Below are 26,378 nucleotides of genomic sequence, written 5' to 3'. Positions count from 1 at the left end.
CACCAACTGACGGGAGGCAAATACTTTGAAGATCTCAAACCTCAAGCGGATATTATCTGCGCTGCTGCTCGCGGCAATGGTGATATCGCTCTGCGCCTGCAGTCCGACTGAGGCTACGGGCACGGGGAGCGGCTCCGACGGCGCTGCCGCTGCTTCCGGCAACGGGAGCGGCGATATGCGTATGGTCGGAACCGTCCGCACGACCTACGACGACTATCTGAAGGCGAACCCGGACTATAAGCTCGTCTACGCCGATCCGATAGAAGCCAACCTGGCGGCCGCCGTCTTTTCGATGGACACCGTTTTCGTGCCCGTTGAGGACGAGCAGGAGCAGCCCGAAGCCGAAGCGCAGCCCGAAGCCGAAGCGCAGCCGGAAGCCGAAGCGCAGCAGCCGGAAGCCGAAGCGCAGCCGGATCAGACCGCCGCGCCCGACGAAGCCGAAGCGCAGCCGGAGGAAGGCCCCGCCGCCTTCACCTCCGAGGACTTCGAGCTTGTCAACGGCTACGAGGGCAGGGAAGGCAACATAATCGTATGGAAAAACGCCGAGGGCCGCCTTGACGTTAAGTTCAACGTCGCTCAGGCCGGCCGCTACGCGATCTGGTTCGACTACTTCGCGCTGTCCGACGAAGCCCGCAACGTTGAGCTCGAGCTTTACCTTAACGGCAAAAAGACCTTCTCTCAGGCGGAGCGTATCAACATGACGCGCCTCTGGCACAATGAGAACGACACGATAGAGCAGGACGTCCGCGGCAACGACCTGAACCCGTCTCAGGTCGCCTACAAGGCGTGGATAAAAGGGCCGGTCCGCGATAACGAAGGACTTTACGACGCGCCCTTCACCTTCTGCTTTGACGCCGGCGAAAACACGCTGACGATCATCGGCGCGAGAGCGCAGTTCGCGATCGCGGGCATCAGCCTTTACAACACGCCCGAGCGCGTTTCCTACGCCGAATATTCCAAGAACGCCTCCCCGAGCGAAAATAACTACTACGAGCTGGTGCAGGGCGAACTGCCGTCCTACACCTGCGACCCGGCGCTCCACCCGATCTACGACCGCTCCAGCGTCAACACGCTGCCCGCCGATCCGATACTGCTCAAGAGAAACACGATGGGCAGCGGCAACTGGGCGTCTCAGGGACAGTACGCCGTATACACCTTTAACGTACCGCAGGAAGGCTGGTACAAGATCGCCGTCCGCTACAGACAGAACGTCGCCCGCGGACTTAAGACCTACCGCCGCGTCTATATCAACGGCGAAGTACCCTTCGCCGAAGCCGACTGCATGACCTTCGAGTATTCCGACTACTGGCAGAAGACGGTGCTCGGCGAGATCGACAACAACGAGGAGCCCTACTGGTTCCATCTTAACGCCGGCAAAAACGAAGTCCGCATAGAGGCGATAACCGGTCCGACCGGAGTCATAATCGCCGAGCTGGACGATATGGTCTACGAGTTCAACTACATATACAGAAAGATCATCATGATAACCGGACTCGATCCGGACCCCTACCGCGACTATCACCTCGAATCCGATATCCCGACGCTGCTGCCGACCTTTACCCGTCTGAAGGAGCAGTGCGAGAGCATCAGAGAACGACTGATCGAGATCCGCGGCGGTTCGTCCTCCTCCGAGGTCGCGTCGCTGACGAACATGAGCGTTCAGCTCAAGAGCCTGCTGAAGGATCCCGAGACTATTCCGGTCCGACTCTCGATGTTCAAGGATAACATTTCCGCCCTCGCGGCGCTCTCCGTCAAGCTGAAGGAGCAGCCGCTGGAGCTCGACTACCTGACCGCCACCGCCAAGGACGTCGAAGAGTTCGTCGAGGACAAGGGCTTCTTCAAGAACCTCAGCTATAAGATCAAGGCTTACTTCGCCACCTACGTCGAGGACTACAACTCCGTCGGCTCCAACGCCGAGGGCGAGGACGTTCTCCGCGTATGGGTAAACCTCGGACGCGATCAGGCGAACCTCATCAAGGAGATGAGCGACTCCGACTTCACCTCGAAGACGGGCATTCGCGTCAAGGTCAGTCTTGTTCAGCAGAACCTCATCCAGGCGAATATCGCGAACGACGGACCTGACGTTGTCCTCTTCGTCGGCGGCGGCGACGTCGTCAACCTGTCCGCCCGTGAAGCGCTGGTGGATATGTCGCAGTTCAAGAGCCGCGAGCTGACCGGAGTCAACGGCGAGAAGTACACCGTCAGCAGCTACGAGGACGTCATGCAGCGCTTCTCGAAGTACGCCGGCGAGCCCTACAGATTCACCGACAAGACAGGTCACACCGGCCACTATTCGATCCCGATAACCGAAAACTTCAATATGCTCTTCTACCGCACCGACATCTTCGATGAGCTCGGGCTCGAGCCGCCGAAGACCTGGGACGAGTTCTACAAAGTCCTGACGGTGCTGCAGAACAACAATATGCAGGTCGGTATCCCGAACGGCAGCGACAGCGCCGTCGACAGCGGTATCTTCCTGACGCTGCTGAAGCAGAACGGCCTGAGCCTTTACAGCGACGACCTGAAGAAGACCAATCTCGATACGACCACCGCCCTCGCGGTGTTCAAGCAGTGGACCGGCTTCTACTCGCAGTACAGTATGCCGCAGCGCTACGACCTCTACACACGTTTCAGAACGGGCGAAATGCCGATGGGCTTCGCGGGTTACACCTTCGTCAACCAGCTGAACTACGCGGCGCCCGAGCTGAAGGGTCTGTGGCAGATGACTACGATCCCCGGCACCGTTATGGAGGACGGCACGGTCAACAACATCGATTCCGGCGGCGGCGCGGGCGCTCTTATCTATCAGCGCGCGGTCAAGCGCGGAGTCGCGGACGCGGCGTGGGCGTACATCGACTGGTTCACCAGCGAGGACGCGCAGGCGAAGTACGGCTTCGATATCGAGACCTTACTCGGCGCGGCCGGCCGTTACGACACGGCCAACAGAGCCGCCGCGGAACGCCTTCCCTGGAGCGCCAAGGAGTGGAAGGTGCTGAAAGAACAGTGGGACAACATGTTCATCAATCCCGTTGTCATCGGCGACTACTACTATTCGAGAAACATAACCTTCGCGTTCAGAAACGTCGTTATCTACTCGAAGAACCCGAGAGAGATGCTCCTGAGCTACAACAAGGAGATCAACGCGGAGATAACGACCAAACGCAAGGAATTCGGTCTGGAGGTGGATGAGAAATGACGACAGAAGTAAAAATGCCCGTCAAGCGCAAGCTGAAGCCGAAAGAATACATAAAGCTGCAGGGAACTCTCGTGGCGCGCAACTGGGATAAGTACGTTATGCTCGCCCCCTTCTTCATCATCTTCACGATCTTCACCGTCATTCCCGTCGCGGCGGCGATAGTCCTGAGCTTCACCAACTACAACATGGTGCAGACTCCCGGCTTCGTCGGATTCGACAACTACATCAGACTGCTGCTTTCGGATACGATCTTCCCGAAGGCGATAAAGAACACCCTTGTCTTCGCGGTCATCACCGGCCCGCTGAGCTACTTCGCCTGCCTTATGCTCGCGTGGTTCGTCAACGAGCTGGGCCCGAAGCTCCGCACGCTGATGACGCTTATGTTCTACGCGCCGAGTATCAGCGGCTCGCTGTATATGATCTGGAGCCTGATATTCTCCGGCGATATGTACGGCTGGGCGAACGGTATACTGATGAGCTGGGGATTGATAGACGAACCGATATTGTGGCTGAGCGACCCGCAGTACAACCTGACGATCATAATGATTGTTCAGGTATGGGCGAGTCTGGGCACCGGCTTCCTCGCGTTCGTCGCAGGCTTCCAGAACGTCGACACCTCGCTTTATGAAGCGGGCGCGGTCGACGGCGTCAGCAACCGCTGGCAGGAGCTTCTTCACATCACGCTCCCGTCGATGGGGCCGCAGCTGCTCTTCGGCGCGGTCATGCAGATAGCGTCCTCCTTCGCGGCCGGCGACATCTGCGTGGCGTTCGCGGGCAACCCGTCGACAGACTATTCGGCGGCGACGATACTGACGCATATCTACGACGTCAGCGGACGATACGAAATGGGCTACGCCTGCGCGATATCGACCGTGTTGTTTGTGCTGATGATCTTCGCCAACGTCGGAGTACGTAAGGTACTCCAGAAGTATCTGTAAGGGGGTGACGTCGGCAATATGTCAAAGAAAAAGAAACTCGCCGAGCAGAACGCTAACGGCGAAAAGCGTCTCCTCACAGCAGAGGACTTCATGTCCAAAGAGGAAATGAAGGCGCGCAAAAAGGCGATAAAGGCGAGAAACCGCCGCGTCCGTGCGAAACGCGCGGGCAGGCACGCCAGAAGCCGCGCCGGCAATATCGCGATATTCGTGCTGCTGCTGGCGTTCGCCGCGTTCTTCATGCTCCCCTTCGTCTTCACGCTGATGCAGGCTTTCAAGCCCGCCGAGGAGCTGTTCCGTTACCCGCCGCGTCTGATCCCGAGAAACCCGACGATCGATAACTTCATCGTTCTCGGTCAGCTGACCAACTCGCTGTGGGTCCCGCTTTCCAGATACATCACCAACAGCGTCATGGTCTCCGTCACGGGTACGCTGCTTCACGTCATCGTCGCGTCGATGGGCGCGTTCGTGCTCGCGAAGTATAAGTTCCCGGGCTCCAAGACCTTCTTCACCATCATAGTTTATTCGCTGCTTTTCACCGGCTCCGTTACCGCGATGCCGTCGTTCATAGTAATGAATAAACTGAACCTGATCAACACACCGCTGGCGATAATCATACCCGCCATCGGCGGCTCCTTCGGACTCTTCCTCATGAAGCAGTTTATGGAGCAGATACATCCGTCCATTATCGAATCGGCGACGATCGACGGCGCGGGCACGTTCAAGATCTTCCGCAGCATCGTGATGCCCTCCGTCAAGCCGGCGTGGCTGACGCTGATAATCTTCACGTTCCAGGGGCTCTGGAACAACTCGGGCGGAACGTACATTTACGACGAGGCCTGGAAAATGCTTCCCACGGTGCTCGCCCAGATAACCGCGTCCGGAATCGCGCGTTCCGGCGCCGCGGCAGCCGCCTCGGTCATAATGATAATCCCGCCGCTGCTCGTCTTCATACTGACGCAGTCGAACGTTATCGAGACCATGGCGTATTCGGGCATAAAGGAGTAAGGCGTATGAAGAGAAACAGTAATTACTTCGTCAGATTCATAACGCTGTCGCTCGTGTTCGCGTTCGCGATGTCGCTCGCCGCGATGCCCGCCTCCGCCGCCGTATCCTACGACACCTACACCTACGACACCTACAGCACCGCGCGCGTCGCGCCGGACGGCTATCAGGTGACGAAGGTCGTCAGCGGCCACGATATGGGCGTGGGCAAGCTCAGCAGCCCGAAGGATATATTCGTGCGCAACGACCACATCTATATTCTCGACTCCGGCTACACCGGCACCGGCCTTGAAGAGACGAGCGGCGAAGCCGCCGTCGAAGCCGCCGAGGCAGCCGCCTCGGAAACGGAGACCGCCGTCTCCGAAAACTCCGACGGCACGAGCGCGCAGAGCGGCAGAATAATCGTGACCGACTTCGACTTCAACCTCGTCAAGGTCATCGATCGCTTCTACGAGAAGGACGGCACGGAGTATAAGCTCCACGACCCGAACGGATTCTTCGTCGATACCGACGAGAAGCACATCTACATCGCGGATACGAACAACGAAACGCTGACCGTTTATGACGAAAACGGCGAGATCGTCCGCAACCCCGACGGCACGAAGCAGGAGATCACCGTCGGCAACAAGGTCATCTGCATCGACGACGGCGGAAACATCGTCGCCGAGTTCACCAAGCCGGACAGCGACATTTTCCGTCAGGATATCAAAATGAAGCCGACCGCCGTTCTGAAGGACGGGCTCGGTCAGATCTATATCCTCTCCGAGGGCTTCTACTACGGCGCGATCGTCTACCGTGAGGACGGTACCTTCGTCGGTTTCTACGGCGCGAACAAGGTCGCCGTCACCGCCGGACTGCTCGTCGAGCGCGCCTGGCGTAAGATAATGACGAAGAAGGCGACCAGCTACACCGCCAACTACGTTCCGACGGCGTACAACGGCTTCGACGTCGACAGCGAAAACTTCATTTACACCATAGCCGACAACGGCGCGAACGCGATCAAAAAGCTGAACGCCGTCGGCGATAACGTCCTGCAGACCGAGACGGTCCGCGTCGGCAGAAACAAGGCCGTCTTCGGCGACCTTGAGATGTCGTGGGACCTCGGCGTTTCCAAGGAGACGCGCTTCAAGGACATCGACATCTCCGATAACGGCTTCATCAACGTCATCGACTATACCCGCGGCAGGCTCTTCCAGTACGACCAGGACGGCGAGCTGCTCTTCATCTTCAGCGGACTCGGCGATCAGGCGGGAACCTCCAGTCAGCCTATCGCGATCGAGTCGCTGCCGGACGACAGCATCCTCGTTCTCGATATGCACAAGGGCTACGTCACGAAGTGGTCGCCGACGGAATACGGCGAGCTCGTCCATCAGGGCACGCTGCTCTTCAACGAAGGCAAATACGCCGAGGCGAAGGAGATCTGGAAAAAGGTCATCCTCCGCAACTCCAACTTTGAAATGGCGTACACCGGCATCGGCAAGGCGTATTACGAGGAAGAGAATTACAAAGAGGCTCTCAAATATCTGAAGCTCGGTTTCGACCGCGAGACCTATTCGCAGGCGTATAAGTATTACCGCGCCGACCTGATCCGCAAGAACTTCGTGTGGGTCGTCGTCGGTCTTGTGGTGCTGATTGTCCTGCTCAGTCAGATCGGCCGCTTCAAGCGCTGGTTCAACCGCAAGCGCGGCAAGCCGGAGGACTACAAGGACATCTTCAGTCCGTTCTATATCGCGCGTCACCCGATAGAAGGCTTTGAAGACCTGCGTTTCCAGTGGCGTAACAGACAGATATATTATTCTATAGGAATACTTTTCCTCTTCTTCATCTCCCGCGTCATCGAGAGACAGTCGACCGGCTTCATACTGAACACCAACAAGCCGGAGGACCTCGATATAGGAATGGTAATGCTGCAGACGGTCGTTATCGCGCTGCTGTTCATCGCGTCCAACTGGGCGGTCACGACCTTTACCAACGGCGAAGGCAACCTGCGCAAGATCTTCTACGGCACCTGCTATTCGCTGCTTCCTTACAGCGTATCGATAATCCTGAAGGCGATCGCCAGCAACTTCATCACATACGATGAGAGCGCGCTGCTGAACGTCATCACCTATATCGGTACTCTCTGGAGCATCTGGCTGCTGATGAATATGGTCAAGGGCATCCACCAGTTCAGGATGGCGGGCTCGGTGCTGACGATAGTATGCACCGTAGCGTTCATGATCGTCGTCGCGGTTCTTGTGGCGCTGTCGATCAGCCTTATCCAGCAGTTCTACGTTTTCCTGCTCTCGGTCTACAACGAGATAGCGTACAGGATATCTTAAGGGAAGGGGGAGCAGATATATGAAATTCGGAAAGAAAAAGCAGTCCGAGCAGATCGAAGAAGCTGAATTCGATAAGGCTTCGCTCGTTCTGACCAAGGATGAAACGAAGTGGGGCAGGACCAAGAAGTGGCTCAAGCCCGTGCTCATCATACTGATCATCCTCTTTATCCTCTGGGAGCTTTTCGCGTCCCTCGTGCTTCCCGTTCTCGGCCGCAGGGATATAGTCCCGCTTGCCAAGCGCAAGGTCGAGACCTTCGATTTCGTCCCGCTTGCGGGCGTTTCGCTCCCCGCGGGAGTGCCGGAGTACATGGTACCGGCGGCGCGCAAGGGAGACTACACGCTCTGCGTCTGCGCCGAAGGCGGTATCTACGACCTTTCGGACGGCACGAAATGCTACGGCAGCCGCGGCGAGTTCTGCGTCGTCAAGGGCGACGGCGAGCAGATCTGGTTCTCCAACCCGCAGGACAGAGACAGCGACGGCGAGACCGCCGCGGGCAAGTTCAAGTGGGAGATGTACTCGCAGCTGCTCATCACGACCTACGATAACAGCACCAGCACCGCCGAGGGCTATAACTCCTACTGGCACGCGTCGAGCGACCGCGCCGACAACGCCGACGGTTTCAGCATCCAGGGCATCGAGGACGGCTTCGTCTGCAAGTATCACTTCTCGACTCCGAACGTCACCGTTCCGCTCTACGTTCAGCTGACGGATACCGGCTTTAAGGCGTACACGCTCGAGAATCAGATAAAGGAAAAGACGAAGAAGGACGGCACGAAGCGCATCGTCGTATCCAACGTCGTCATCCTGCCTTACTTCAACTCCGGCTCCGTTCAGGACGAGGGATATATGCTCGTTCCCGACGGCAGCGGCGCGATAATCGAGTTCAACAACGGCAAGAACGAAGGGCTTTCTTCCAACATCGCGAAGTACTCCGTGCCGGTCTACGGTCTGGATACCGCTCTGCGTTACGACTACCGTTCCTCCGGAGTTTACATTCCCGCGCTGCCCGTCTTCGGCGTGAAGAACAACGACACGTCCTTTGCGGCGCTTATAACCGAAGGCGACTCCGCGGCGACCGTCGTTGCGTACACCTCCGGTTCAAAGAACCTTCAGAACCAGGTCTATCCCAATTTCGAGCGCTACACCCATGGCACGGTAACGATCGGCGAGCGCGGCGACTGGACCGCCCGCGAGGTCGAGAAGTACTACACCAAAGGCGCGCAGTTCTCCATCGCCGAGGTCAACTACCTGCTGCTTGAAAAGGACGCCGGATACGTCGAAATGGCGGACGCCGTCCGCGGGTATATGACCGACAACGCCATCCTCGTCAATCGCGAGAAAGAGGAGGATAACGCCGACCTGCCGATATTCATGAACTTCATCGGCGGCCAGTACAAGAAGGAGAGCGTCGCGGGCATACCTGTCAACAAGCTCAAGGTATTCACCAGCGTCGATAATATCAACGAGATACTCGACGACTTCGACGGAGTCGGCATCAAGAACGTCGTCGCGACCTACGCCGGATACAACACGACGGATATCAAGAAGAGCAAATTCATCACCGATATAAGCATCCCGTCCGGCCTCGGCTCCGTCAAGAAGCTCCGCAGCCTTTACGACAGGCTGAACGGCAAGCTCTATCTCAGCTACAACCCGATCAACCTCAACAGCAACGGCAGCGGACTGACGAAGAACTCCGACACCGCGAAGAGCCTCAGCGGCAGCCCCGTCGCGCTTTACGCCTACTCCGTGGCAACCGGCTACGCCGGCGCGTACAGCCGCGGCGCGAGCGCGATAACGCCGCTGAAGTTCGAGGAGCTGATCACGCGTTATCTGAACAACGCCAACGATACCGGCACGAAGTTCGGCGTCTATATGAATAACGAACAGACGCATTACAGCAACTTCTCCCGCACGGGCTTCATTTCCAGAGAGGCCTACAGCATCTATCAGGAGAATATGTTCACCGTCGCGACGGAGAAGAACTCCGTGATGACCAAGTTCCCGATTTATTACCAGCTGAAATACGTCGACTACGCCACCGAGGTCCCGACGACCTCCTCCGGCTACGACCTGACGGATTACAGCGTGCCCTTCTATCAGATGGTGATCAGCGGCAGCATGATCTACACCTCGCCCGCGCTGAACTTCGAGGGCGATATCCACGACGCGCTGATGCGCACGATGGAGACCGGCAGCGCGCTGTATTACACCTTCATCTACAAGGATCCTTACGAGTTGAAGGATACCTGGTACGAATTCCTTTACGGCGCGAGCTACGAGAACGGCTTTGAAGGCGCTGTCGCGGCGTACAAGGAGCTTACCGGAGTCTACGACGAGCTCGGCTCGAACGTCCTTCGCGGCCACAAGAGACTGGCCGAGGGCGTGACCGAGAGCACGTACGAGAGCGGTAAGAAGATAGTTTTCAACTACACGGAGCGTGACTTCGTCACCGAGCAGGGCGTTACGGTGCCCGCCGACAGTTACGTTATCGTTTCGGAGGAGGGAAGCGTGCAATGATTTTCAGAAAGAGATTCGCCCCTGACGACGAGATCGGCGTGAACGGCGAGATCGAAAAGCTCGAAGCCGTCGAGGCTGAAGCGGAAGAAGCGGCCGAAGCGGTCGAAGCCGTCGAGGCTGAAGCGGAAGAAGCCGCCGAAACAGTCGAAGAAGCGGTCGAAAGCGTCGAAGAAGCCGCCCCCGGGATCGCCGCCGCCGAGGCGGAGGTCGAGCGCATAACGGTCCTCGAGCCCGCTTACGCGGGAATGGAGGGCGCTTCGCGCAGCCCGCTGCGCCGCCGCGGGAGGCACAAGATGTCATACGAGCGCAAGAAGGGGCTTTACGGCTACGGCTTCATAGCCATCTGGATCATCGGCGTGCTGACCTTCTTCATCCGTCCGCTGATCGGCGTTTTCGAGTTCGCCTTCTGCGACATAAACATCAATCAGCAGGTCGGCGGCTACACGCTGAGCTGGAACAACTTTGAGTGGATAAAGTACGCGTTCCAGACCGACCCGTCCTTCCTGCGCAGCATGGTGACTTCCTTCCTGAGTATGTTCTACTCCGTGCCGGGCATAGTCATATTCAGCCTTACGATAGCGGTCATACTCAACGGAAAGTTCCGCGGCAGGACCTTCGCGAGAGCGGTATTCTTCCTGCCCGTCATCGTCACCAGCGGCGTCGTCATCTCGATAATCCAGGGCGACTCGATGTCGACGGTCGTTCTGAGCGGCTCGAAGGGCGGCTCGATGGTGCAGGCGTTCGGACTCAGTAACTTCCTCTATTCGCTGAACCTGCAGGCGGACATAGTCAACTTCATCTCGAACTTCACGAACCAGATGTTCAACTTCGCGTGGAAGTCGGGCGTGCAGATACTGCTGTTTATAGCGGCTCTGCAGACTATATCTCCGGACCTCTACGAGGCGTCCTCGATCGAAGGCGCCACGGCGTGGGAGGATTTCTGGAAGATCACCATTCCGATGATCTCTCCGATGATCCTGCTGGCGTCGATCTACACGATAGTCGACTCCTTCACCGACTACTCCAGCAGTACAATGACGTACATCACCGATCAGGTCAAGAACAAGGGCAGGATCGAATACGGCTCCGTCCTCGCGATAATCTATTCGCTGCTCGCCCTCGCGGTCATCGGTATCGTATACGTGATAATCGACCGACTGGTCTTCTACTCGGTGGATTAAGGGGGGCGCTGATATGGATTTGAAAGAAAAAGTATTCGGCTTCCCCGGCAGAGCGAAGAGCTTCCTGCGCGAAAAGCACGAGAAGAACCCCTACTTCGCCAAGAAGGCGACCAGCAAGCTGGCGCATTACGCGTGGGCGATATTCAGAACGCTGCTGCTTATCGGTCTGAGCTTCATCATCATCTATCCCGTAATCTATATGTTCTCCATGGGCTTCCGCGTACCGGAAGAGGTCATGGATCCGTCCGTGGTCTGGATCCCCAGAACGCTGACGCTCAACAACTTCAAGATGACGATAGATCTGATGAAGTACTGGGACGCGCTGAAGCAGACGGTGCTCTTCAGTATACTCAGCTCGCTGCTGGCGGTCGCGTCCTGCGCGATAACCGGCTACGGCTTCGCGAGATTCAAGTTCAAGGGTAAGAAGTTCCTCTTCGTGCTGGTTCTGCTGATGGTCATTATCCCGTCGCAGACGACGATAATCCCGCAGTTCATCCAGTTCAGATACTTTGACTTCTTCGGGATCGGTAAGATAGTGCAGCTGATAACCGGCAAGCTGTGGTCGACGAACATTCTCGACACCGGCTGGTCGCTCTACCTGCCCGCGATCTTCGCCAACGGCATCCGCGCCGGTATAATGATCTACATCTTCCGCCAGTTCTTCCGCGGACTGCCGAAGGAGCTGGAGGACGCGGCGTACATCGACGGCTGCGGACCTGTCAGAACGTTCATCCAGATAATGATCCCGCTGTCTTCGGCGGCGTTCATCACGGTCTTCCTGTTCTCCTTCGTCTGGTACTGGAACGACTATTACGTATCCGGAATGTTCTTCTCGAACATAGGCACGGTTTCGGTCAGGCTCTCCGGCCTGCGCAGCCTGCTGAGCATGAGCCAGGCGAGCGTAAGCTTCGACCCGTACTCGATCATCACCTACATGCAGGCGGGATGTCTGCTGACGATAGCGCCTCCGCTGATAGTCTATATCATCTTCCAGCGCTTCTTCACGCAGAGCATCGAGAAGACCGGTATCGTCGGCTGATCACCGTATGAAGAATTTTTTTGAGAATATCAAAAATAAGTTTTCACAAGGCTTCGGGCCCGCGTGGGCGGGCTCGAAGCTTCTTTTCTTGCCCGTTATCGCGCTCGCGCTGATAGTCGCGCTGCTCGTTGTGCTTATGGCGGTCGGCAAAAAGGAACCCTACCGGTTCGGTTCCAGAAGCTACAGCGATCACCGCTACAACTACGGCTGGTCGGAGTTCTCGCAGGACGACGTTTCCGAATCCTCGAGCGATTCCGGCAGCGAACAGAGCGAGACGGACGAGCAGTACTACGCGCGTATGTCGGAGCTGCTCCGCAATTCCGTCGCCTGCAATATCGAGCGCGAGGGGTATTCGGAGACCGCCGCCGGCAGCCTGAAGACAAGCAGCTTCTACAAGATCGTCTACGCCGCGGACGACAACGCGGTACGCGCCGCGCCGGACGTTACCGACTCGCGTACCGTGCGGACGTCGGACGGCTTTAACACCGTCGTTACGCCCGATATGACGATATATCACGAGGAGCGCCGCGATTCGAATTCGCAGGAATTCCTCTTCATACCGGCCGCGGAGGGCGGGTATTACATCATTTCAAAATCCTCGGGCAAAATGCTTTCCGAGGTCGGCGGCTACCCGATGCTGCGCGACTCCGGCTTCGTTGCGGGACGTCGCTGGGACGTCAAAAAGGCGGAAAGCGGCAGGTACGTTATAACTTCGATCCCCTACGGCGGAGTGCTGAATATGTATCACGGTCAGCTTGTTCTTGAGAGGGAGGAGCTGATGGATGACGACGCCTGGTTCATCTATGAGGTGGACGGGGTATCCTGGCAGAGCGTTTTCGTCGATAATTTCGAGCCGGGCTTCATCTCGGCAATGTGGACGCGAAAGGGCAACGACCTGACGACAGACGGCAGCTGGGTGTTCGACGGCGGCAGGATAGAGATAAAGGCGCGTCTGAAGCAGGGAGCGCGCGCGTATATGACCGCGCTGACCGCCACCGGCGAAGCGGCGCGTGTGGACGTTTTCGACAACTCCGTCGCGGACGGAACGCTGCGCTGCGGCGTTTCCTTTACCGACGGTGCGACGACCGTAAAGCACGGGCAGCTCGGCCTCGGCGCGGAGTTGGACGGCTGGCACGAATACGCGGTCGAATGGGACGCCGAACAGATACGGTTCTACTTCGACGGCGTCATGTATTCGGTCTTCAACGTCACCACCGACGCCGCGCGCGCTTCGTTCACCGGCACGCTGATGACGCTCTCGATCGAGGGCTTTGCGCCGCCGTATTCCGAAAGCATAGACTACGTAAAATTCCGGAAGCCCAGGGGCGAAACGATGTCCCCCGCCGGCGGGGGAACGCCGATCGATCCTATGGCGACCGCCTCAGCGGGCGGAGTCTGCCACGGAGCCGCCGCGGTCAACGGCGGTTTCGCCGTCGCGGTCGCTGACGGAGTTGAGTTTTACACCGGAAACGGCGTGAAATATATGGGTGTCTCCGGCTTCGAGGGCACCGTTACCTCGCTTGTGCCCGGGCGCGGCGGCGACCTGCTGCTGGTGCTCTGCCGCGGCGGCAGGAACGCCTACGTCGTCGATTGTCTCTCCGGCGCGTATAAAACCCTCTCCGGTCATACCGACAGCATAACCTGCGGCGCGCTCGCGGTTTCCGGCGTGTGCGTGACCGGTGCGCGGGACGGCACGATACGCATATGGAGCGCGGACAGCGGCGAGTCGCTCGCGGTGATAAACGCCGAATCGGCTCCGCGTTCCGCGGCGATCAATTTCTCCGGCGACCGCTTCGCGATAGGCTTCAACGACGGCTACGTCCGCGTCTACAATACGGGCTCGCGCAAGCTCTTCACCTATTTCAACGGACACGACTGCGCCGTGACCGCGCTGAAATTCATAAACGACGGCGCCCTCGCCAGCGGCGACGCCTCCGGCAAGCTTATGCTGTGGGATATCTACGTGAACGTCAGGTACTATACTTCGTCTCACTGCCTGAGCGCGATAAACGGGATATACGCGTCCGGCGGCGCGCTTTACACCGCGGGCGGCGACGGAGCGCTGAGGCGCTACGCGCTCGGCGAACCGGTCGAGATAACCGCGGTACGCGCCCTTCACGGCGCCTCCGTCTGCGAGGCGTCGGTGCGCGGCGGAGTGCTAAGCGCGGGCTACGACGGCAAGGCGTTCTTCTGCGACGCGGAGCTGAACGTGAAGTACGAGCTGAAGGGCGTCTCGGGCTTTGCGTCCGGATGCGCCCTCTCGACTGACGGCACACGCGCCGTCGTCTGTACGGAGAACGGACGGCTTTGCTTCTATCAGATAGGGTAATACTTTTCAACCGGTTGTGAAAATCACAACCGGTTGTGTTTTTTCACTTGACAAAGCCGCATATGTATTGTATTATGATAATTTGTTAGAGGGCGCTTTCCGCGCTCATACCGCGTTTGAATCGAAAGGAGAAATAACAGGTATCCATATGGACGGTGGAAGTATAATGCCGGTTTTGGCCGGCGCATCAGCGGTTGATACCGTATCACAGGTCTCCGGCGGAGACACGACAACGGGCATAGTGCTCAGAATACTTTTATTGATAGTGCTTATAGCCGTCAACGCTTTCTTTGCGGCGACCGAGATAGCGGTCATATCCGTCAGCGAGGGCAAGGTCAGGAAGATGGCCGACGAAGGCGGCAAAAAAGCGAAACGGCTGATGAAGTTCATCGACAATCCGGCGAAGTTCCTCGCGACCATTCAGGTCGGCGTGACCTTCGCGGGACTCATGGCGAGCGCGAGCGCGGCGAAAAGCTTCGTGACTCCGGTCAGCAATCTTTTCTGCGATCCGGCGAGCGCGTCGAGAGGCGCGGTCGAGGTCGCGGTGCTCGTTGTGCTGACGCTGCTGCTTTCATTTCTCATGCTCGTCTTCGGCGAGCTGGTGCCGAAGCGCATCGCGATGCAGAAGTCCGAAAAGCTCGCGCTTGCGGTCTCCGGCTTCGTGACGGGGATATCTAAGATATTCGCGCCTTTCGTCTGGCTGCTTACCAAGACGACTAACGGCGTGCTCCGTATCTGCGGCGTCGACCCGAATCTCAACTCCGAGGAAGTGACCGAGGAGGAGATCCGCATCATGGTCGAAGAGGGCGAGGAGGCCGGCGTCGTCGAGCAGTCGGAGAAAGAGATGATCGACAACGTCTTCGAGCTCAACGACATCCGCGTCAGCGAGATAATGACCCACCGCACGGAGATCGAAGCCATTTCCGTTGAAGACGGCATCGACGAGGCGGTCGAAATCGCGATAAAAGAGGGATATTCGCGTATCCCCGTTTACAAAGAAACGATAGACGATATAATCGGCGTGCTCTACGTCAAGGATCTGCTGAAGTTCGTCACGAAGAACGCACCGAAAAACTTCAACATAAAGACCTTGCTGCGGCCGGTCTATTTCGTGCCGGATACGAACACGGTTTCCGAAGTGCTGCGCGAGCTGCAGAACCGCCGCCAGCACATCGCGGTCGTGCTCGACGAATACGGCGGCACCGCCGGCATCGTCACGATGGAGGACCTGCTCGAAGCCATCGTCGGCAATATTCAGGATGAATACGATAACGAGGACGAGGAGATCGTCAAGGTCGACGAAAGCGTCTTCGTCATCGACGGCGCGTCCGACCTCGAGGAGGTCTCCGAGAGCATCGGCGTCGAGTTGCCGGAGGGCGAATACGCCACCCTCGGCGGAATGCTCATCGACCGGCTCGACCGCGTCCCCGACGACGGCGAAACGCCCGTCGTGGAGTTCGACGGCCTGCGCTTCGAGGTGCTGAAGGTCGAGGATCACCGCATCCAGAGCGTCCGCATCACCAAGCTGCCCGAGGGCGAAGAAACCGCGGGCGAAAACGAGTAATTTTTACGGCGCAAGCCGGAAGGGAAGATACAAGATGAGATACACGGGAGTAACTTCAAGAGGAATAATCACCCCGATTTTCCAGCAGGGAGACGACCTTATCGCCGGCGTTACGTCGAGCATCATCAAGGCGTCCGCCGAAGAGGGCTTCGCCCTTCACGACGGCGACGTCGTGGGCGTCACCGAAGCGGTCGTCGCGAGAACGCAGGGCAACTACGCGACCTGCGACCAGATCGCCGCGGACGTCCGCGCCAAGCTCGGCGACGGCGCAATCGGCCTGGTTTTCCCGATCCTGAGCAGAAACAGATTCGCGATAATGCTCCGCGCCTTCGCGCGCGCGGCGGGCAAGCTGATCGTACAGCTTTCCTACCCCTCCGACGAGGTCGGCAACCCGCTTCTGACCTGGGAGCAGGTCGACGCCGCGGGAGTCGATCCCTACAAGGACAGCTTCACCCTCGAGCAGTTCCGCGCGAAGTTCGGCAACGACACCGTGCATAAGTTCACCGGCGTCGACTATATCGAATACTACCGCACGCTGGGCGACAACGTGGAGATAATCTTCTCCAACGACCCGCGCTTCATCCTTAACTATACCAATAACGTCATCAACTGCGACATCCACACCCGCCGCCGCACCGAGCGCATCCTGAAGGGCGCGGGCGCGAACGTCTGGGCGATGGACGAGCTGATGACCGCGTCCGTCGACGGCAGCGGCTTCAACCCGAAGTACGGCCTGCTCGGCAGCAACAAGGCGACCGAGGAGAAGGTCAAGCTCTTCCCGCGCGACGCCGACAAGTTCGTCGAGAAGCTCGCCGCCTCGCTCTATGAAGCGACCGGCAAGCGCATCGAGGTCATGGTCTACGGCGACGGCGGCTTCAAGGATCCCGTCGGCGGCATCTGGGAACTTGCCGACCCGGTCGTTTCCCCCGCCTACACCGCCGGCCTCGAGGGCACGCCCAACGAGCTGAAGATGAAGTACTTCGCGGATAACGAGTTCGCCTCCCTGTCCGGCGAAGCGCTCGCCGAGGCGATGCGCTCCCGCATCCGCGAGAAGGATAAGAGCCTCGTCGGCAATATGCAGTCGCAGGGCACGACTCCGCGCCGCCTGACCGACCTGCTAGGCAGCCTTTGCGACCTGACCAGCGGCAGCGGCGACAGGGGAACCCCCGTCGTCCTCATCCAGGGCTACTTCACCAATTTCGCCACGGAGTAAGAGAGAAAACGGGCGAAAAACCGGCTAAAAACCGCAGAACAGCGTGCGTTTCAGACGCACGCTGTTATTTTTTTATTTCCTGCGGAACTATATATTGTGTGCCGGCGGAGGAATACGCCGCCCGGATATCAAAATATCGTGCGGCGCGTTAAAACGCAAAAAATCCCGACAAAAAATCGAGAAAAACTATTGACTATTTCCGGATGTTGATATAGAATATAACTGTATTATAGGTTAATTCTGCTATTATGTGGGATTGACTGCGTAAAGAAAAGAATATGTAAGATTTCTCATATTCGACATTCTTTGAGGAGGAATGAACAATGACAAAGAAAAAGTCAGCGAAGCGCGCGTTCATCTGCAGTTTCCTTTCGTTCGTGATGTGCTTCACTATGCTGGCGGGTACGACCTTTGCGTGGTTTACGGATTCCGTGACCAGCGCCGGAAACAAGATTATTTCCGGTAAGCTTGACCTCGAGCTTTGGAAGTACGACGAGACCGCCGGCGCCTACGTCGACATCAGCGACAGTCAGGCCCCGATCTTCCAGGGAGCGAACCTTGCTCAGAACAGCACCGCGACGCTCTGGGAGCCCGGCAAGACTCAGATCGCGTATCTGCAGCTGAAGAACGCGGGCAACCTCGCGCTCAAGTATCAGGTCGCTCTCGAGACCTACAACATCGTCAAGAATCTTGACAAAGCGATGCTTTACAAGATCGAGCCCGACGCCGTCGGCCCGAACGGAGTTACCGCTTGGGTTCCCGCCGGCGCGCTGCCTGTTTCCGCGGGCACTCAGGCCGTTTCCGGCCAGGTCCCGATGCAGCCGGGCGACGTCCACAACTTCGCGCTCGTCATCCATATGGACGAGAATGCGGGCAACGAGTATCAGGAAGGCGAGATCGATTTCGACCTCAAGATCCTTGCCACTCAGTACACCTACGAGTCCGACAGCTTCAACGACCAGTACGACGCGAACGCGAACGGCTCTCCGGATAACGCGGACTTCCCGATTGAGAACGCTTCCGCGCCTTATTCCGCTACCGGCGACACGGTCCTTGAGGCTTCTCACGCCAAGGCTACCGTTCCCGCCGCTTCGACGACCGAGAACGGCGATTCTCTCGACGGCGACACCCTCAACCTGACCGTTCTGCCCGGCACTCCGGATTCGAATCTCCAGATTACCGACGGCAACGGCACCACGACCTATGAGGTCACGCTGACCAATCAGGATAACGAGAAGGTCACCAGCGCGGCCGGCATCAAGGTCGAGCTTGATATCGGCGTAGTCGATCTGCAGCACTTCTATCACAACGCGACCGAGATGACGAAGGTCGACAGCCTCGACGCTGTTGCGATGAATAAGTACTATTACGATCAGACTGCCGGAAAGCTTACCTTCATCACCGATTCCTTCAGCCCCTTCACCGCTGAATACTTCTTCGACGGCGGTCTCGGCACCGAGGCGTATCCTTATCTGATCGGCACTTACTATCAGCTGGTCAACGTTGACGTCGGCATCGGAAGCTCTTATCCCGAGACCGGCACCGATAAGGTTTATTACAAGGTGACCGAGGATATCAACTTCGCGGCTAAGGACGGAACCAACTGGGCTCATTCCTGGCTGACCGGCGATCCCAGAACCTTCGCCATAGACCTCGGCGGAAAGACCGTTACCCTCGGAACCAAGTACATGTACGGATATGCGCGTAACATAGAGATTTACAACGGAACCATCGCCTACACCGGCGTCGGCACCGCTGTCGTCGGCTACGCGTGCAATCAGAACGTCGATAGCTACAACTTGAGCTTCCACGATCTTACCCTTGCCGGTACGATCATCGGCAACAGTGCTTCACACTTCGGCCCTCTGGTCGCGTATGCGTTCGGCGCCTACTATCGCAGCGGCGATACCGTTGTGATTTCCGCCGACAAAATCGTGAATAATCTGAGCATTGCCAGCTCCAATTCCGACGGTTACGTCGGCGGCCTGTTCGGATACGTTCAGGGAACTCAGGTGACCGCGTCCGTGACGAACTGCACGTTCAACGGCAGCGTCGTCGCGCCGCACGCGAGCGCGTTCCTTAACAACTGTTCCGCTCCCAACGGCGGAGCCGTTACCAGCACCGGCAACGTTATGAACGGCACTATCATCGGTTCCAAGGATGCCAGAGCGTTTGGCTGCAACGGCAACATCACCGGCGGCAGCGCTGCGCTCGCCACGCTCAACGACAGCGTAACGCTCGGCGCGAACGCCGTCGTTTCCAAGATTGCCGCGTCCACCGATCTGTTCACTGTCGACGCCGATAATCAGGTCATAGTCAAGGACGTTAACGCCGCGACATACAGAGCGGCCGTCGTGTTCAGCGTCGGCCAGGGTTATCCGCGCTTCATCACGAAGGACTTTGACGACACCGACGCTGCGACCTATGCGTCCGGTATTTATAAGTATGACGTCATCAACGAGACTTCCGACGGCAGCGCATCCGGAACGCTGATCAGCAATTCTAACGGCAGCGTCATCTGGTTTGCGGACGGAGCGTATCACTTCTATTCCGCGGACTTTGACGTGACCAGTGTAAACGCCACGCTGTACGTTTACGCTTATGACGCCTCCGGCAACATGATCGCCTATCAGTCTCTCGCTTATCGCATTGCCTGATAGCGTCTGCGCTTACGGATAAGCGCAGCGGCAAATAGCCACACAAGCGGACGGAGCAATTTGCTCCGTCCGCTTTGCTTCGTAGAAAAACGTTCGGATAAAAACGGGATCGCATACGGCAAAACCGTATACGGTCTTTCTGCGGTTTCCGAACTGCATGTTATTATAATTCAAAGCCGCGCCCGCGGGCGCGGCTTTGTTCGTTAATTATTCAATATTCATTTTCCGGTTTCCGGTATTCGTTACTTGAAGTAATCTTCAACTATATACCGCGGCCGCGCCTTTGTTTCGAGGTAGACCTTGCCGACGTATTCGCCGACTATGCCGACGGCGGTGAGGTTCAGACCGCAGGCGGCGGCGATCGCCGCGAGGATAATCGTCCACTTCCATTCCGGATTGCCGCAGGCGGTCACTATCGAGAAGGCGATCAGCGCGGCGAGCCCGAGCGCGAGAAGCGCTGCGCCGAGCGTAAGTATCAGCCGTATCGGGCGCACCGACATCGAGGTGACGCCCTGCCAGGCGAGCGCGAGCATCTTTTTCAGCGAATACTTCGATTTTCCCGCCTTGCGTTCGTGTCTGGCGTACTCCACCGTCGCGGAGGGGAAGCCGACCAGCGGCACGAGCCCGCGCAGGAAGAGGTTGACCTCCTTGAACTCCGCGAGCGCGTCCAGCGCGCGCTTGCTCATCAGGCGGCAGTCGGCGTGGTCGGGAACGATCTCGACGCCCATCTTCCGCAGCGTTTTGTAATACCGCCGCGCGGTGCCGCGCTTGAAGGCGGAGTCGCTTTTGCGGTCGGAGCGCACGCCGTATACGACGTCGAAGCCCTCGTAATACTTATCGAGGAAGCCGTCTATGACGGAAACGTCGTCCTGCAGGTCGGCGTCGATGGAAATCGTCATATCGCAGTCGTCCTTCGCGGCGAGGAGCCCGGCGAGCAGCGCATTCTGATGTCCGCGGTTGCGCGAGAGCTTCAGCCCCGCGGCGTAGGGGCTGACGGACTTCAGCCCTGCGATGAACTTCCACGTGCCGTCCTTCGAGCCGTCGTCGACGAAGAGCACGCGGCTTTCCGCCGAAACGCGCCCCGCCTCCGCCAGCTCCGCGACGCGCCCGAGCAGTACGCGCGAGGTTTCCGGCAGCGCCTCCTCCTCGTTGAAGCATGGCACGACGATATAGAGCGTATCGTTATTTCTCACGGGGTTTCACTCCCTTGCTTTTGTTTCCGAATACATCTTACCACAAAACGCTCCGAAATACAAGTGCGCGCGCGCGAAAACTCGCCTCATCCGCAACTTTCACTTGCAAAATCCGCCGTTTGGTATTATAATATATTCTGTATAGTAGGGTAAATATGGAGTAGTGTTATTATCCGTCGCCGAATGGGACGAAAAGCCGTGCGAAAGGGGCGTGAAGCGCGTGAAAAAAACAGCTGCCATAATGCTTGCGGCGCTGCTTGCGTTCGCGCTCGCAACGCCCGCCGCCGCGCTGACCGTGCCGGAAAAGCTGAACGTCCCAACCGGCGTTGCCGCCGAGAATCTTCTCGCCGAGGAATACCAGTACCGCACGCTCATCTACTTCACCCTTCAGGACGACGTAATAGAGGTAATGTCGACCGATCCGGCGCGTTATAACGCGCTGACGATGGAGGGCAAGCTCTACGTGCAGTTCTCAATAGACGGCGACGCCTGGAAAAGCTTTTATTTCACCGCAGCGGACGACGACGGCAACGAAGTGCAGCGTGCAGCGCGAAAGCTGACTATCACGCGCAGAAACAGCGTTTCAGTGCTGAATCTGATGCGCGAGCAGGAGCGTAATCAGCTTCCCGAAGGAGTCTATTACTACGACCCGGAGCTGCCGCAGAACAGTTGTCTGCTGAATGAAGAACACGAATTCCGCTTCCGCGTTCGCGTGGAGCTCGAATGGATAGACAAAAACGACCTTGTTGTCAAAAGCGTCACGTCGCCGTGGTCGGCGGCGGTGACCGCCTCCACGAAGGTGACGGAGGATACGCTCCCGCAGGCGCTCCGTCTGCCGGCAGTGGTATCCGCCGAGCCGGTCGACGGCGCGAACGGCACCGAGCTTGCCGTGACCGCGAAGGCGCCGGTGCAGGTCACTCTGGTCGACCGCTTCCTGCGTGAGAACGGCGGCGAAGGCGTGAGTTTGACCGCGCAGGTGAGCCTTAACGAGGGCGAGTGGCTGGACGCGCCCGCCGCGGAGTCCGCGCCGGACATGGCGCGTTTCACGCTGCCGCAGGAGCCGGAATTCGCGGATGCGAAGGCTGTCAAGCGGAGCAACGTTCGCGTCCGGTTTGCCTACGCCGTTTCCGGCAGGGATATGAGATCCGACTGGACCGAGGCGACCGCGATCGGCGAATACCTCGATCAGGGGAACAACCCGCAGTTTGAGGCGCCGTCCTTCCTTATGAACGATTTTCTCGGGCTGAAGGTATGGATATGGATGCTCGCGGGCATCGCGATACTGCTCGCGGTTACGGCCGCGGCGCTCGTACGGGGGAGAAGATATTGATTATCATCGGCATAGATCCGGGACTCGCTACCATCGGCTTCGGAGTCATAGACTACGCGGGCGGACGCTTCAGAACGCTCGACTACGGCGTGCTGACCACGCCGGCGCATACTCCCGTGCCGGAGCGGCTGGAGCGCATCTTCGCGGACGCTTCCGCGCTTTTCGCGAAATACCGCCCCGACGCCATCTCGATGGAGGAGCTTTATTTCAGCAAAAATATCACCACCGGCATACCCGTCGCGGAGGCGAGGGGAGTCCTGCTCCTCGCGGCGCAGAAGACGGGGGTCGGCGTCTACGAATACAATCCCGCCGAGGTCAAGCAGGCGATCGTCGGCTACGGCAAGGCGGAGAAAAAGCAGGTAATGGAAATGACCCGCATGCTGCTCAATCTCAAGCAGATACCGCGTCCGGACGACGCCGCCGACGCGCTCGCCGTGGCCGTCTGCCACGCGCACTGCTCCGGCTCGCTGAACGTCTACGAAATGAACCGCGGCGCCGCCCGCAGAAATATAAGATAACGGAGAAACGCTATGTATCATCATCTCAGAGGCATACTTGACAGCGCCGGCCCCGGCTGGGCGGTCGTCGACTGCGGCGGCGTGGGCTACTACGCCGGCGTGTCGAGCAACACCTACCGCAATCTGCCCGCGCTCGGCGAAAAGGTGAAGCTGCTCACTCACTACGTCGTCCGCGAGGACGCCGCCGAGCTTTACGGCTTTCTGACGCAGGAGGAGCTGGACTGCTTCCGCAGCATGATCTCCGTCAGCGGCGTCGGGCCGAAGGCGGCGCTGGCGATACTTTCGGAGCTTACTCCCGACCGCTTCGCCTCCGCGGTATCGGCGGGGGACTACAAGCTGCTGACGCTCGCTAACGGTGTCGGGCCGAAGCTCGCCCAGCGCATCGTGCTCGAGCTGAAGGGCAAGCTCGGCGACATATCCGAGCTGACGGGCGGCGACGTTCCGCAGGTGCGCGGCAACAAGGCGGAAGCGGCGCAGGCGCTCGAGGCGCTCGGCATGAAGCCGCGTGAAGCGGCGGCGGCGGTCGCTCCGCTGGACGGCGATATGACCGTCGAGCAGCTGATCGCGGCGGCGCTCGGCAAGCGCTGAACCGAAAGGAGAAGTTGATATGCAGATGGATTACGAAGATTTCGACGAGGGCCGCTTCGTCGCCCCCGAAGAGAATATATACGACAGAGACATAGAGAACACCCTCCGTCCGCGCACGCTCGACGAGTACGTCGGGCAGGAGAAGGTGAAAGAGAACCTGCGCATCTTCATCGAAGCGGCGAAGAAGCGCGGCGAGCCGATAGACCACTGCCTGCTTTACGGGCCTCCCGGCCTCGGCAAAACCACCCTCGCCGGCGTCATCGCCAACGAGATGAATACGAATATCCGCGTCACGAGCGGCCCGGCGATCGAGAAGCCGGCGGACCTCGCGGCGCTGCTGACCAACCTCGGCGAAGGCGACGTGCTCTTCATCGACGAGATACACCGCCTTTCCACCGCGGTCGAAGAGGTGCTCTACCCCGCGATGGAGGATTTCGCCATAGACATCATCATCGGCAAGGGGCCTTCGGCGCGCTCGATAAGGCTCGACCTGCGGCGCTTCACGCTGATAGGCGCGACGACCAAGCCCGGCTCGATCTCCAACCCGCTGCGCGACCGCTTCGGCGTGCTTTTCAGACTCGAAATGTACTCCCTGCGGGAGCTTGCGGACATCGTCACGCGCAGCGCCGGCATCCTCGGCATCAACTGCGCGCCGGACGGCGCGATGCAGATCGCGAAATGCAGCCGCGGCACGCCCCGCGTCGCCAACCGCCTGCTCAAACGCGTACGCGACTACGCGGAGGTCATGGCGGACGGCGTCATCACCGCGGAGGCGACCGCGAAGGCGCTGGAGCTGATGGAGATCGACTCCCTCGGCCTCGACACCGTCGACCGCCGCATCCTCGGCGCGATAGCGAATACCTTCGGCGGCGGCCCCGTCGGAGTTGAAACGCTCGCCGCCGCGACGGGCGAGGAGTCCGCGAGCATCGAGGACGTCTACGAGCCGTATCTCATGCAGCTCGGCTTCATAAACCGCACGCCGCGCGGCAGGTGTCTGACGAAGGCGGCTTACGAATATCTCGGCATCCCCGTCAAGGAGGACGCGCAGATCAAATTCGACGTTTAAGATACGTTAAGGAGAAACTATGAGGATTGCAAACGGCTGGCGCGATTACGAGCTGCTCGACGCTTCCGACGGCGAACGCCTGGAGCGCTGGGGCGACTTCTGCGTCGTGCGCCCCGACCCGCAGGTGATATGGACGACGGATAAAAAAGATCGCCGCTGGCGCGAATTCGCCGGCCGCTACCACCGCTCCGAAACGGGCGGCGGACGCTGGGAGGACAGAGGTCTTCCGGCGCAGTCGCGCATCAGTTACGGCGGCTATAACTTCGTTATCAAGCCGATGGGCTTCAAGCATATGGGCATCTTTCCGGAGCAGGCGGTCAACTGGGATTACGCCGCGGCGAAGCTGAAAAAGCGTTCCGGCGCGCGCGTGCTCAACCTCTTCGCCTACACCGGCGGAGCGACCGTCGCCTGCCTCGCCGCCGGCGCGCAGGTCACGCACGTCGACGCGTCGAAGGGCATGATCGCGATGGCGAAGGAAAACGCCGCGCTCTCCGGCCTCGCGGATGCGCCAGTGCGCTGGATCGCGGACGACTGCCTCGCCTTCGTCCGCCGCGAACAGCGCCGCGGCAAGACCTACGACGCGATAATCTGCGATCCCCCGTCCTACGGCAGGGGAAGCGGCTCGCAGGTGTGGAAGCTGGAGGACGACCTTTACGTCTTCTGCGCCGAGTGCGCCAAGCTGCTCTCGGACGATCCCGTTTTCTTCATTCTGAATATGTATACCACCGCGCTCGCGCCGTCTGTCGGCGGGCAGATACTTTCCCTCACCGCGGGCAAGGGCGCGAACAGCCGCACGGTCAGCGACGAGATCGGGCTTCCGATAGTCAGCGGCGGGGCGCTTCCCTGCGGCAACACCACGATAACGGAGTTTTTGAAATAGCGAATGGACGAGTTTGTACGCTTTGAAAACGCCGGCTTCACCTACGGCAAGAGCGAAACGCCGGCGCTGAAAAATATAAATATGACCATCGCGAAGGGCGAATTCGTCGCGGTCCTCGGCCATAACGGCAGCGGCAAGTCCACGCTGGCGAAGCTCATCAACTGCATCCTTGTCCCCACCGAGGGCAAGGTCTTCACCGCCGGCATGGACACCTCCGACGAGGCGAATACGTTTGAAATACGCCGCCGCGCCGGTATGGTCTTCCAGAACCCCGATAACCAGCTCGTCGCCACCGTCGTCGAGGACGACGTGGCGTTCGCGCCGGAGAACCTCGGGCTTCCGCGCGAGGAGATACGCCGCAGAGTGGACGACGCGCTGAACGCGGTCGGGATGTACGATCACCGTGAGTATACGCCCGCGAACCTTTCCGGCGGGCAGAAGCAGCGCGTCGCGATCGCCGGCGTGCTCGCCATGGAGCCGGAATGTCTGATAATGGACGAGGCGACCTCGATGCTCGATCCCGTCGGCAGACGGGAGGTAACGGCGATCGCGCACCGGCTGAACGCGGAGCGCGGCATGACCGTCGTCTGCGTGACGCATCACATGAGCGAAGCGGTCTCCGCCGACCGCGTGATAGTGCTGAAGGAAGGCGGAATACTCCTCGACGGCGCGCCGCGGGAGGTCTTCTCGCAGCGCGAAAAGCTCGCGGAAAGCGGCCTGATACCGCCGCAGCCGTCGCAGCTCGCGGATCTGCTCCGCGGCGAAGGCTTCGACCTCCCCGCCGGCATTCTCACCGCCGACGAGTGCATAGCCGCGATAAAAGCCCTTTTGAAAGGATAACC

18 protein-coding genes are annotated in these 26,378 nt (G+C 59.0%); 17 read left to right on the top strand and 1 reads right to left on the bottom strand.

Annotation, left to right across the window (positions count from 1 at the left end; translation table 11 throughout):
- Window positions 1-25: 25 nt before the first annotated feature.
- The 11 genes from J5441_00435 to J5441_00385 all read left to right on the top strand — a co-directional run bounded on the left by J5441_00435 (window position 26) and on the right by J5441_00385 (window position 19,961).
- Window positions 26-3,196: an extracellular solute-binding protein gene (locus J5441_00435; protein MBO4933627.1), complete on the top strand. Its 3,171-nt coding sequence runs from the start codon at window positions 26-28 to the stop codon at window positions 3,194-3,196.
- 14 nt (window positions 3,197-3,210) lie between these two features.
- Complete coding sequence (locus tag J5441_00430) at window positions 3,211-4,134, top strand: sugar ABC transporter permease (protein ID MBO4933626.1); 924 nt, start codon at window positions 3,211-3,213, stop codon at window positions 4,132-4,134.
- 105 nt (window positions 4,135-4,239) lie between these two features.
- Window positions 4,240-5,139, top strand: a complete 900-nt coding sequence (locus tag J5441_00425; protein MBO4933625.1) for a carbohydrate ABC transporter permease — start codon at window positions 4,240-4,242, stop codon at window positions 5,137-5,139.
- A 5-nt stretch (window positions 5,140-5,144) separates the two neighbouring features.
- Window positions 5,145-7,457 carry a YIP1 family protein gene (locus J5441_00420; GenBank protein ID MBO4933624.1) on the top strand — a complete coding sequence of 771 codons (2,313 nt, stop codon included), beginning with the start codon at window positions 5,145-5,147 and terminating at the stop codon, window positions 7,455-7,457.
- 19 nt (window positions 7,458-7,476) lie between these two features.
- On the top strand, window positions 7,477-9,978 hold the full coding sequence (locus tag J5441_00415) for a hypothetical protein (GenBank protein ID MBO4933623.1): 2,502 nt from the start codon (window positions 7,477-7,479) through the stop codon (window positions 9,976-9,978).
- Complete coding sequence (locus J5441_00410) at window positions 9,975-11,159, top strand: sugar ABC transporter permease (protein MBO4933622.1); 1,185 nt, start codon at window positions 9,975-9,977, stop codon at window positions 11,157-11,159. The genes J5441_00415 and J5441_00410 overlap by 4 nt, the downstream gene beginning before the upstream one ends.
- A gap of 13 nt (window positions 11,160-11,172) precedes the next feature.
- Window positions 11,173-12,198, top strand: a complete 1,026-nt coding sequence (locus J5441_00405) for a carbohydrate ABC transporter permease (GenBank protein MBO4933621.1) — start codon at window positions 11,173-11,175, stop codon at window positions 12,196-12,198.
- Window positions 12,199-12,205: 7 nt separating this feature from the next.
- Window positions 12,206-14,527, top strand: a complete 2,322-nt coding sequence (locus tag J5441_00400; GenBank protein MBO4933620.1) for a family 16 glycosylhydrolase — start codon at window positions 12,206-12,208, stop codon at window positions 14,525-14,527.
- Window positions 14,528-14,693: 166 nt separating this feature from the next.
- Window positions 14,694-16,091 (top strand): HlyC/CorC family transporter, encoded by a 1,398-nt coding sequence (locus tag J5441_00395; protein ID MBO4933619.1) that lies wholly within the window; start codon window positions 14,694-14,696, stop codon window positions 16,089-16,091.
- A gap of 34 nt (window positions 16,092-16,125) precedes the next feature.
- Window positions 16,126-17,304 (top strand): coenzyme F420-0:L-glutamate ligase, encoded by a 1,179-nt coding sequence (locus J5441_00390; GenBank protein MBO4933618.1) that lies wholly within the window; start codon window positions 16,126-16,128, stop codon window positions 17,302-17,304.
- 323 nt (window positions 17,305-17,627) lie between these two features.
- Complete coding sequence (locus J5441_00385) at window positions 17,628-19,961, top strand: hypothetical protein (protein ID MBO4933617.1); 2,334 nt, start codon at window positions 17,628-17,630, stop codon at window positions 19,959-19,961.
- Between the two features lie 242 nt (window positions 19,962-20,203).
- Here the strand turns inward: J5441_00385 and J5441_00380 are convergent, their stop codons facing one another.
- The gene (locus tag J5441_00380) at window positions 20,204-21,154 is read right to left on the bottom strand and encodes a glycosyltransferase family 2 protein (protein MBO4933616.1); all 951 of its coding nucleotides are present in this window, start codon (window positions 21,152-21,154) and stop codon (window positions 20,204-20,206) included.
- 220 nt (window positions 21,155-21,374) lie between these two features.
- Between J5441_00380 and J5441_00375 the strand changes: the two genes are divergently transcribed.
- Genes J5441_00375 through J5441_00350 form a run of 6 tightly spaced genes read left to right on the top strand, consistent with a single transcriptional unit; the run spans window position 21,375 to window position 26,376 of the window.
- Window positions 21,375-22,484 carry a hypothetical protein gene (locus J5441_00375; protein MBO4933615.1) on the top strand — a complete coding sequence of 370 codons (1,110 nt, stop codon included), beginning with the start codon at window positions 21,375-21,377 and terminating at the stop codon, window positions 22,482-22,484.
- On the top strand, window positions 22,481-23,002 hold the full coding sequence (gene ruvC, locus J5441_00370) for a crossover junction endodeoxyribonuclease RuvC (GenBank protein ID MBO4933614.1): 522 nt from the start codon (window positions 22,481-22,483) through the stop codon (window positions 23,000-23,002). Before J5441_00375 ends, ruvC begins: the two co-directional genes overlap by 4 nt.
- Before the next feature lie 12 nt (window positions 23,003-23,014).
- Complete coding sequence (gene ruvA / locus J5441_00365; protein MBO4933613.1) at window positions 23,015-23,590, top strand: Holliday junction branch migration protein RuvA; 576 nt, start codon at window positions 23,015-23,017, stop codon at window positions 23,588-23,590.
- A gap of 19 nt (window positions 23,591-23,609) precedes the next feature.
- Window positions 23,610-24,656, top strand: a complete 1,047-nt coding sequence (gene ruvB / locus J5441_00360) for a Holliday junction branch migration DNA helicase RuvB (GenBank protein MBO4933612.1) — start codon at window positions 23,610-23,612, stop codon at window positions 24,654-24,656.
- A gap of 19 nt (window positions 24,657-24,675) precedes the next feature.
- Window positions 24,676-25,536 (top strand): class I SAM-dependent methyltransferase, encoded by an 861-nt coding sequence (locus tag J5441_00355; GenBank protein ID MBO4933611.1) that lies wholly within the window; start codon window positions 24,676-24,678, stop codon window positions 25,534-25,536.
- A 3-nt stretch (window positions 25,537-25,539) separates the two neighbouring features.
- Window positions 25,540-26,376, top strand: a complete 837-nt coding sequence (locus J5441_00350) for an energy-coupling factor transporter ATPase (GenBank protein MBO4933610.1) — start codon at window positions 25,540-25,542, stop codon at window positions 26,374-26,376.
- The last annotated feature ends 2 nt before the right edge of the window (window positions 26,377-26,378 follow it).

The organism is Clostridia bacterium (assembly GCA_017620395.1).
GTDB lineage: Bacteria > Bacillota > Clostridia > Oscillospirales > RGIG8002 > RGIG8002.
The sequence above is the reverse complement of the archived record's forward strand: the minus strand, read 5'-3'. Positions and strand labels throughout refer to the sequence as shown.

Coding starts and splice junctions, on each gene's coding strand:
- J5441_00430 (MBO4933626.1), top strand. CDS start 3,211: ATGCCCGTCAAGCGCAAGCTGAAGCCGAAAGAATACATAAAGCTGCAG.
- J5441_00425 (MBO4933625.1), top strand. CDS start 4,240: ATGAAGGCGCGCAAAAAGGCGATAAAGGCGAGAAACCGCCGCGTCCGT.
- J5441_00420 (MBO4933624.1), top strand. CDS start 5,145: ATGAAGAGAAACAGTAATTACTTCGTCAGATTCATAACGCTGTCGCTC.
- J5441_00415 (MBO4933623.1), top strand. CDS start 7,477: ATGAAATTCGGAAAGAAAAAGCAGTCCGAGCAGATCGAAGAAGCTGAA.
- J5441_00410 (MBO4933622.1), top strand. CDS start 9,975: ATGATTTTCAGAAAGAGATTCGCCCCTGACGACGAGATCGGCGTGAAC.
- J5441_00405 (MBO4933621.1), top strand. CDS start 11,173: ATGGATTTGAAAGAAAAAGTATTCGGCTTCCCCGGCAGAGCGAAGAGC.
- J5441_00400 (MBO4933620.1), top strand. CDS start 12,206: ATGAAGAATTTTTTTGAGAATATCAAAAATAAGTTTTCACAAGGCTTC.
- J5441_00395 (MBO4933619.1), top strand. CDS start 14,694: ATGCCGGTTTTGGCCGGCGCATCAGCGGTTGATACCGTATCACAGGTC.
- J5441_00390 (MBO4933618.1), top strand. CDS start 16,126: ATGAGATACACGGGAGTAACTTCAAGAGGAATAATCACCCCGATTTTC.
- J5441_00385 (MBO4933617.1), top strand. CDS start 17,628: ATGACAAAGAAAAAGTCAGCGAAGCGCGCGTTCATCTGCAGTTTCCTT.
- ruvA (MBO4933613.1), top strand. CDS start 23,015: ATGTATCATCATCTCAGAGGCATACTTGACAGCGCCGGCCCCGGCTGG.
- ruvB (MBO4933612.1), top strand. CDS start 23,610: ATGCAGATGGATTACGAAGATTTCGACGAGGGCCGCTTCGTCGCCCCC.
- J5441_00355 (MBO4933611.1), top strand. CDS start 24,676: ATGAGGATTGCAAACGGCTGGCGCGATTACGAGCTGCTCGACGCTTCC.
- J5441_00350 (MBO4933610.1), top strand. CDS start 25,540: ATGGACGAGTTTGTACGCTTTGAAAACGCCGGCTTCACCTACGGCAAG.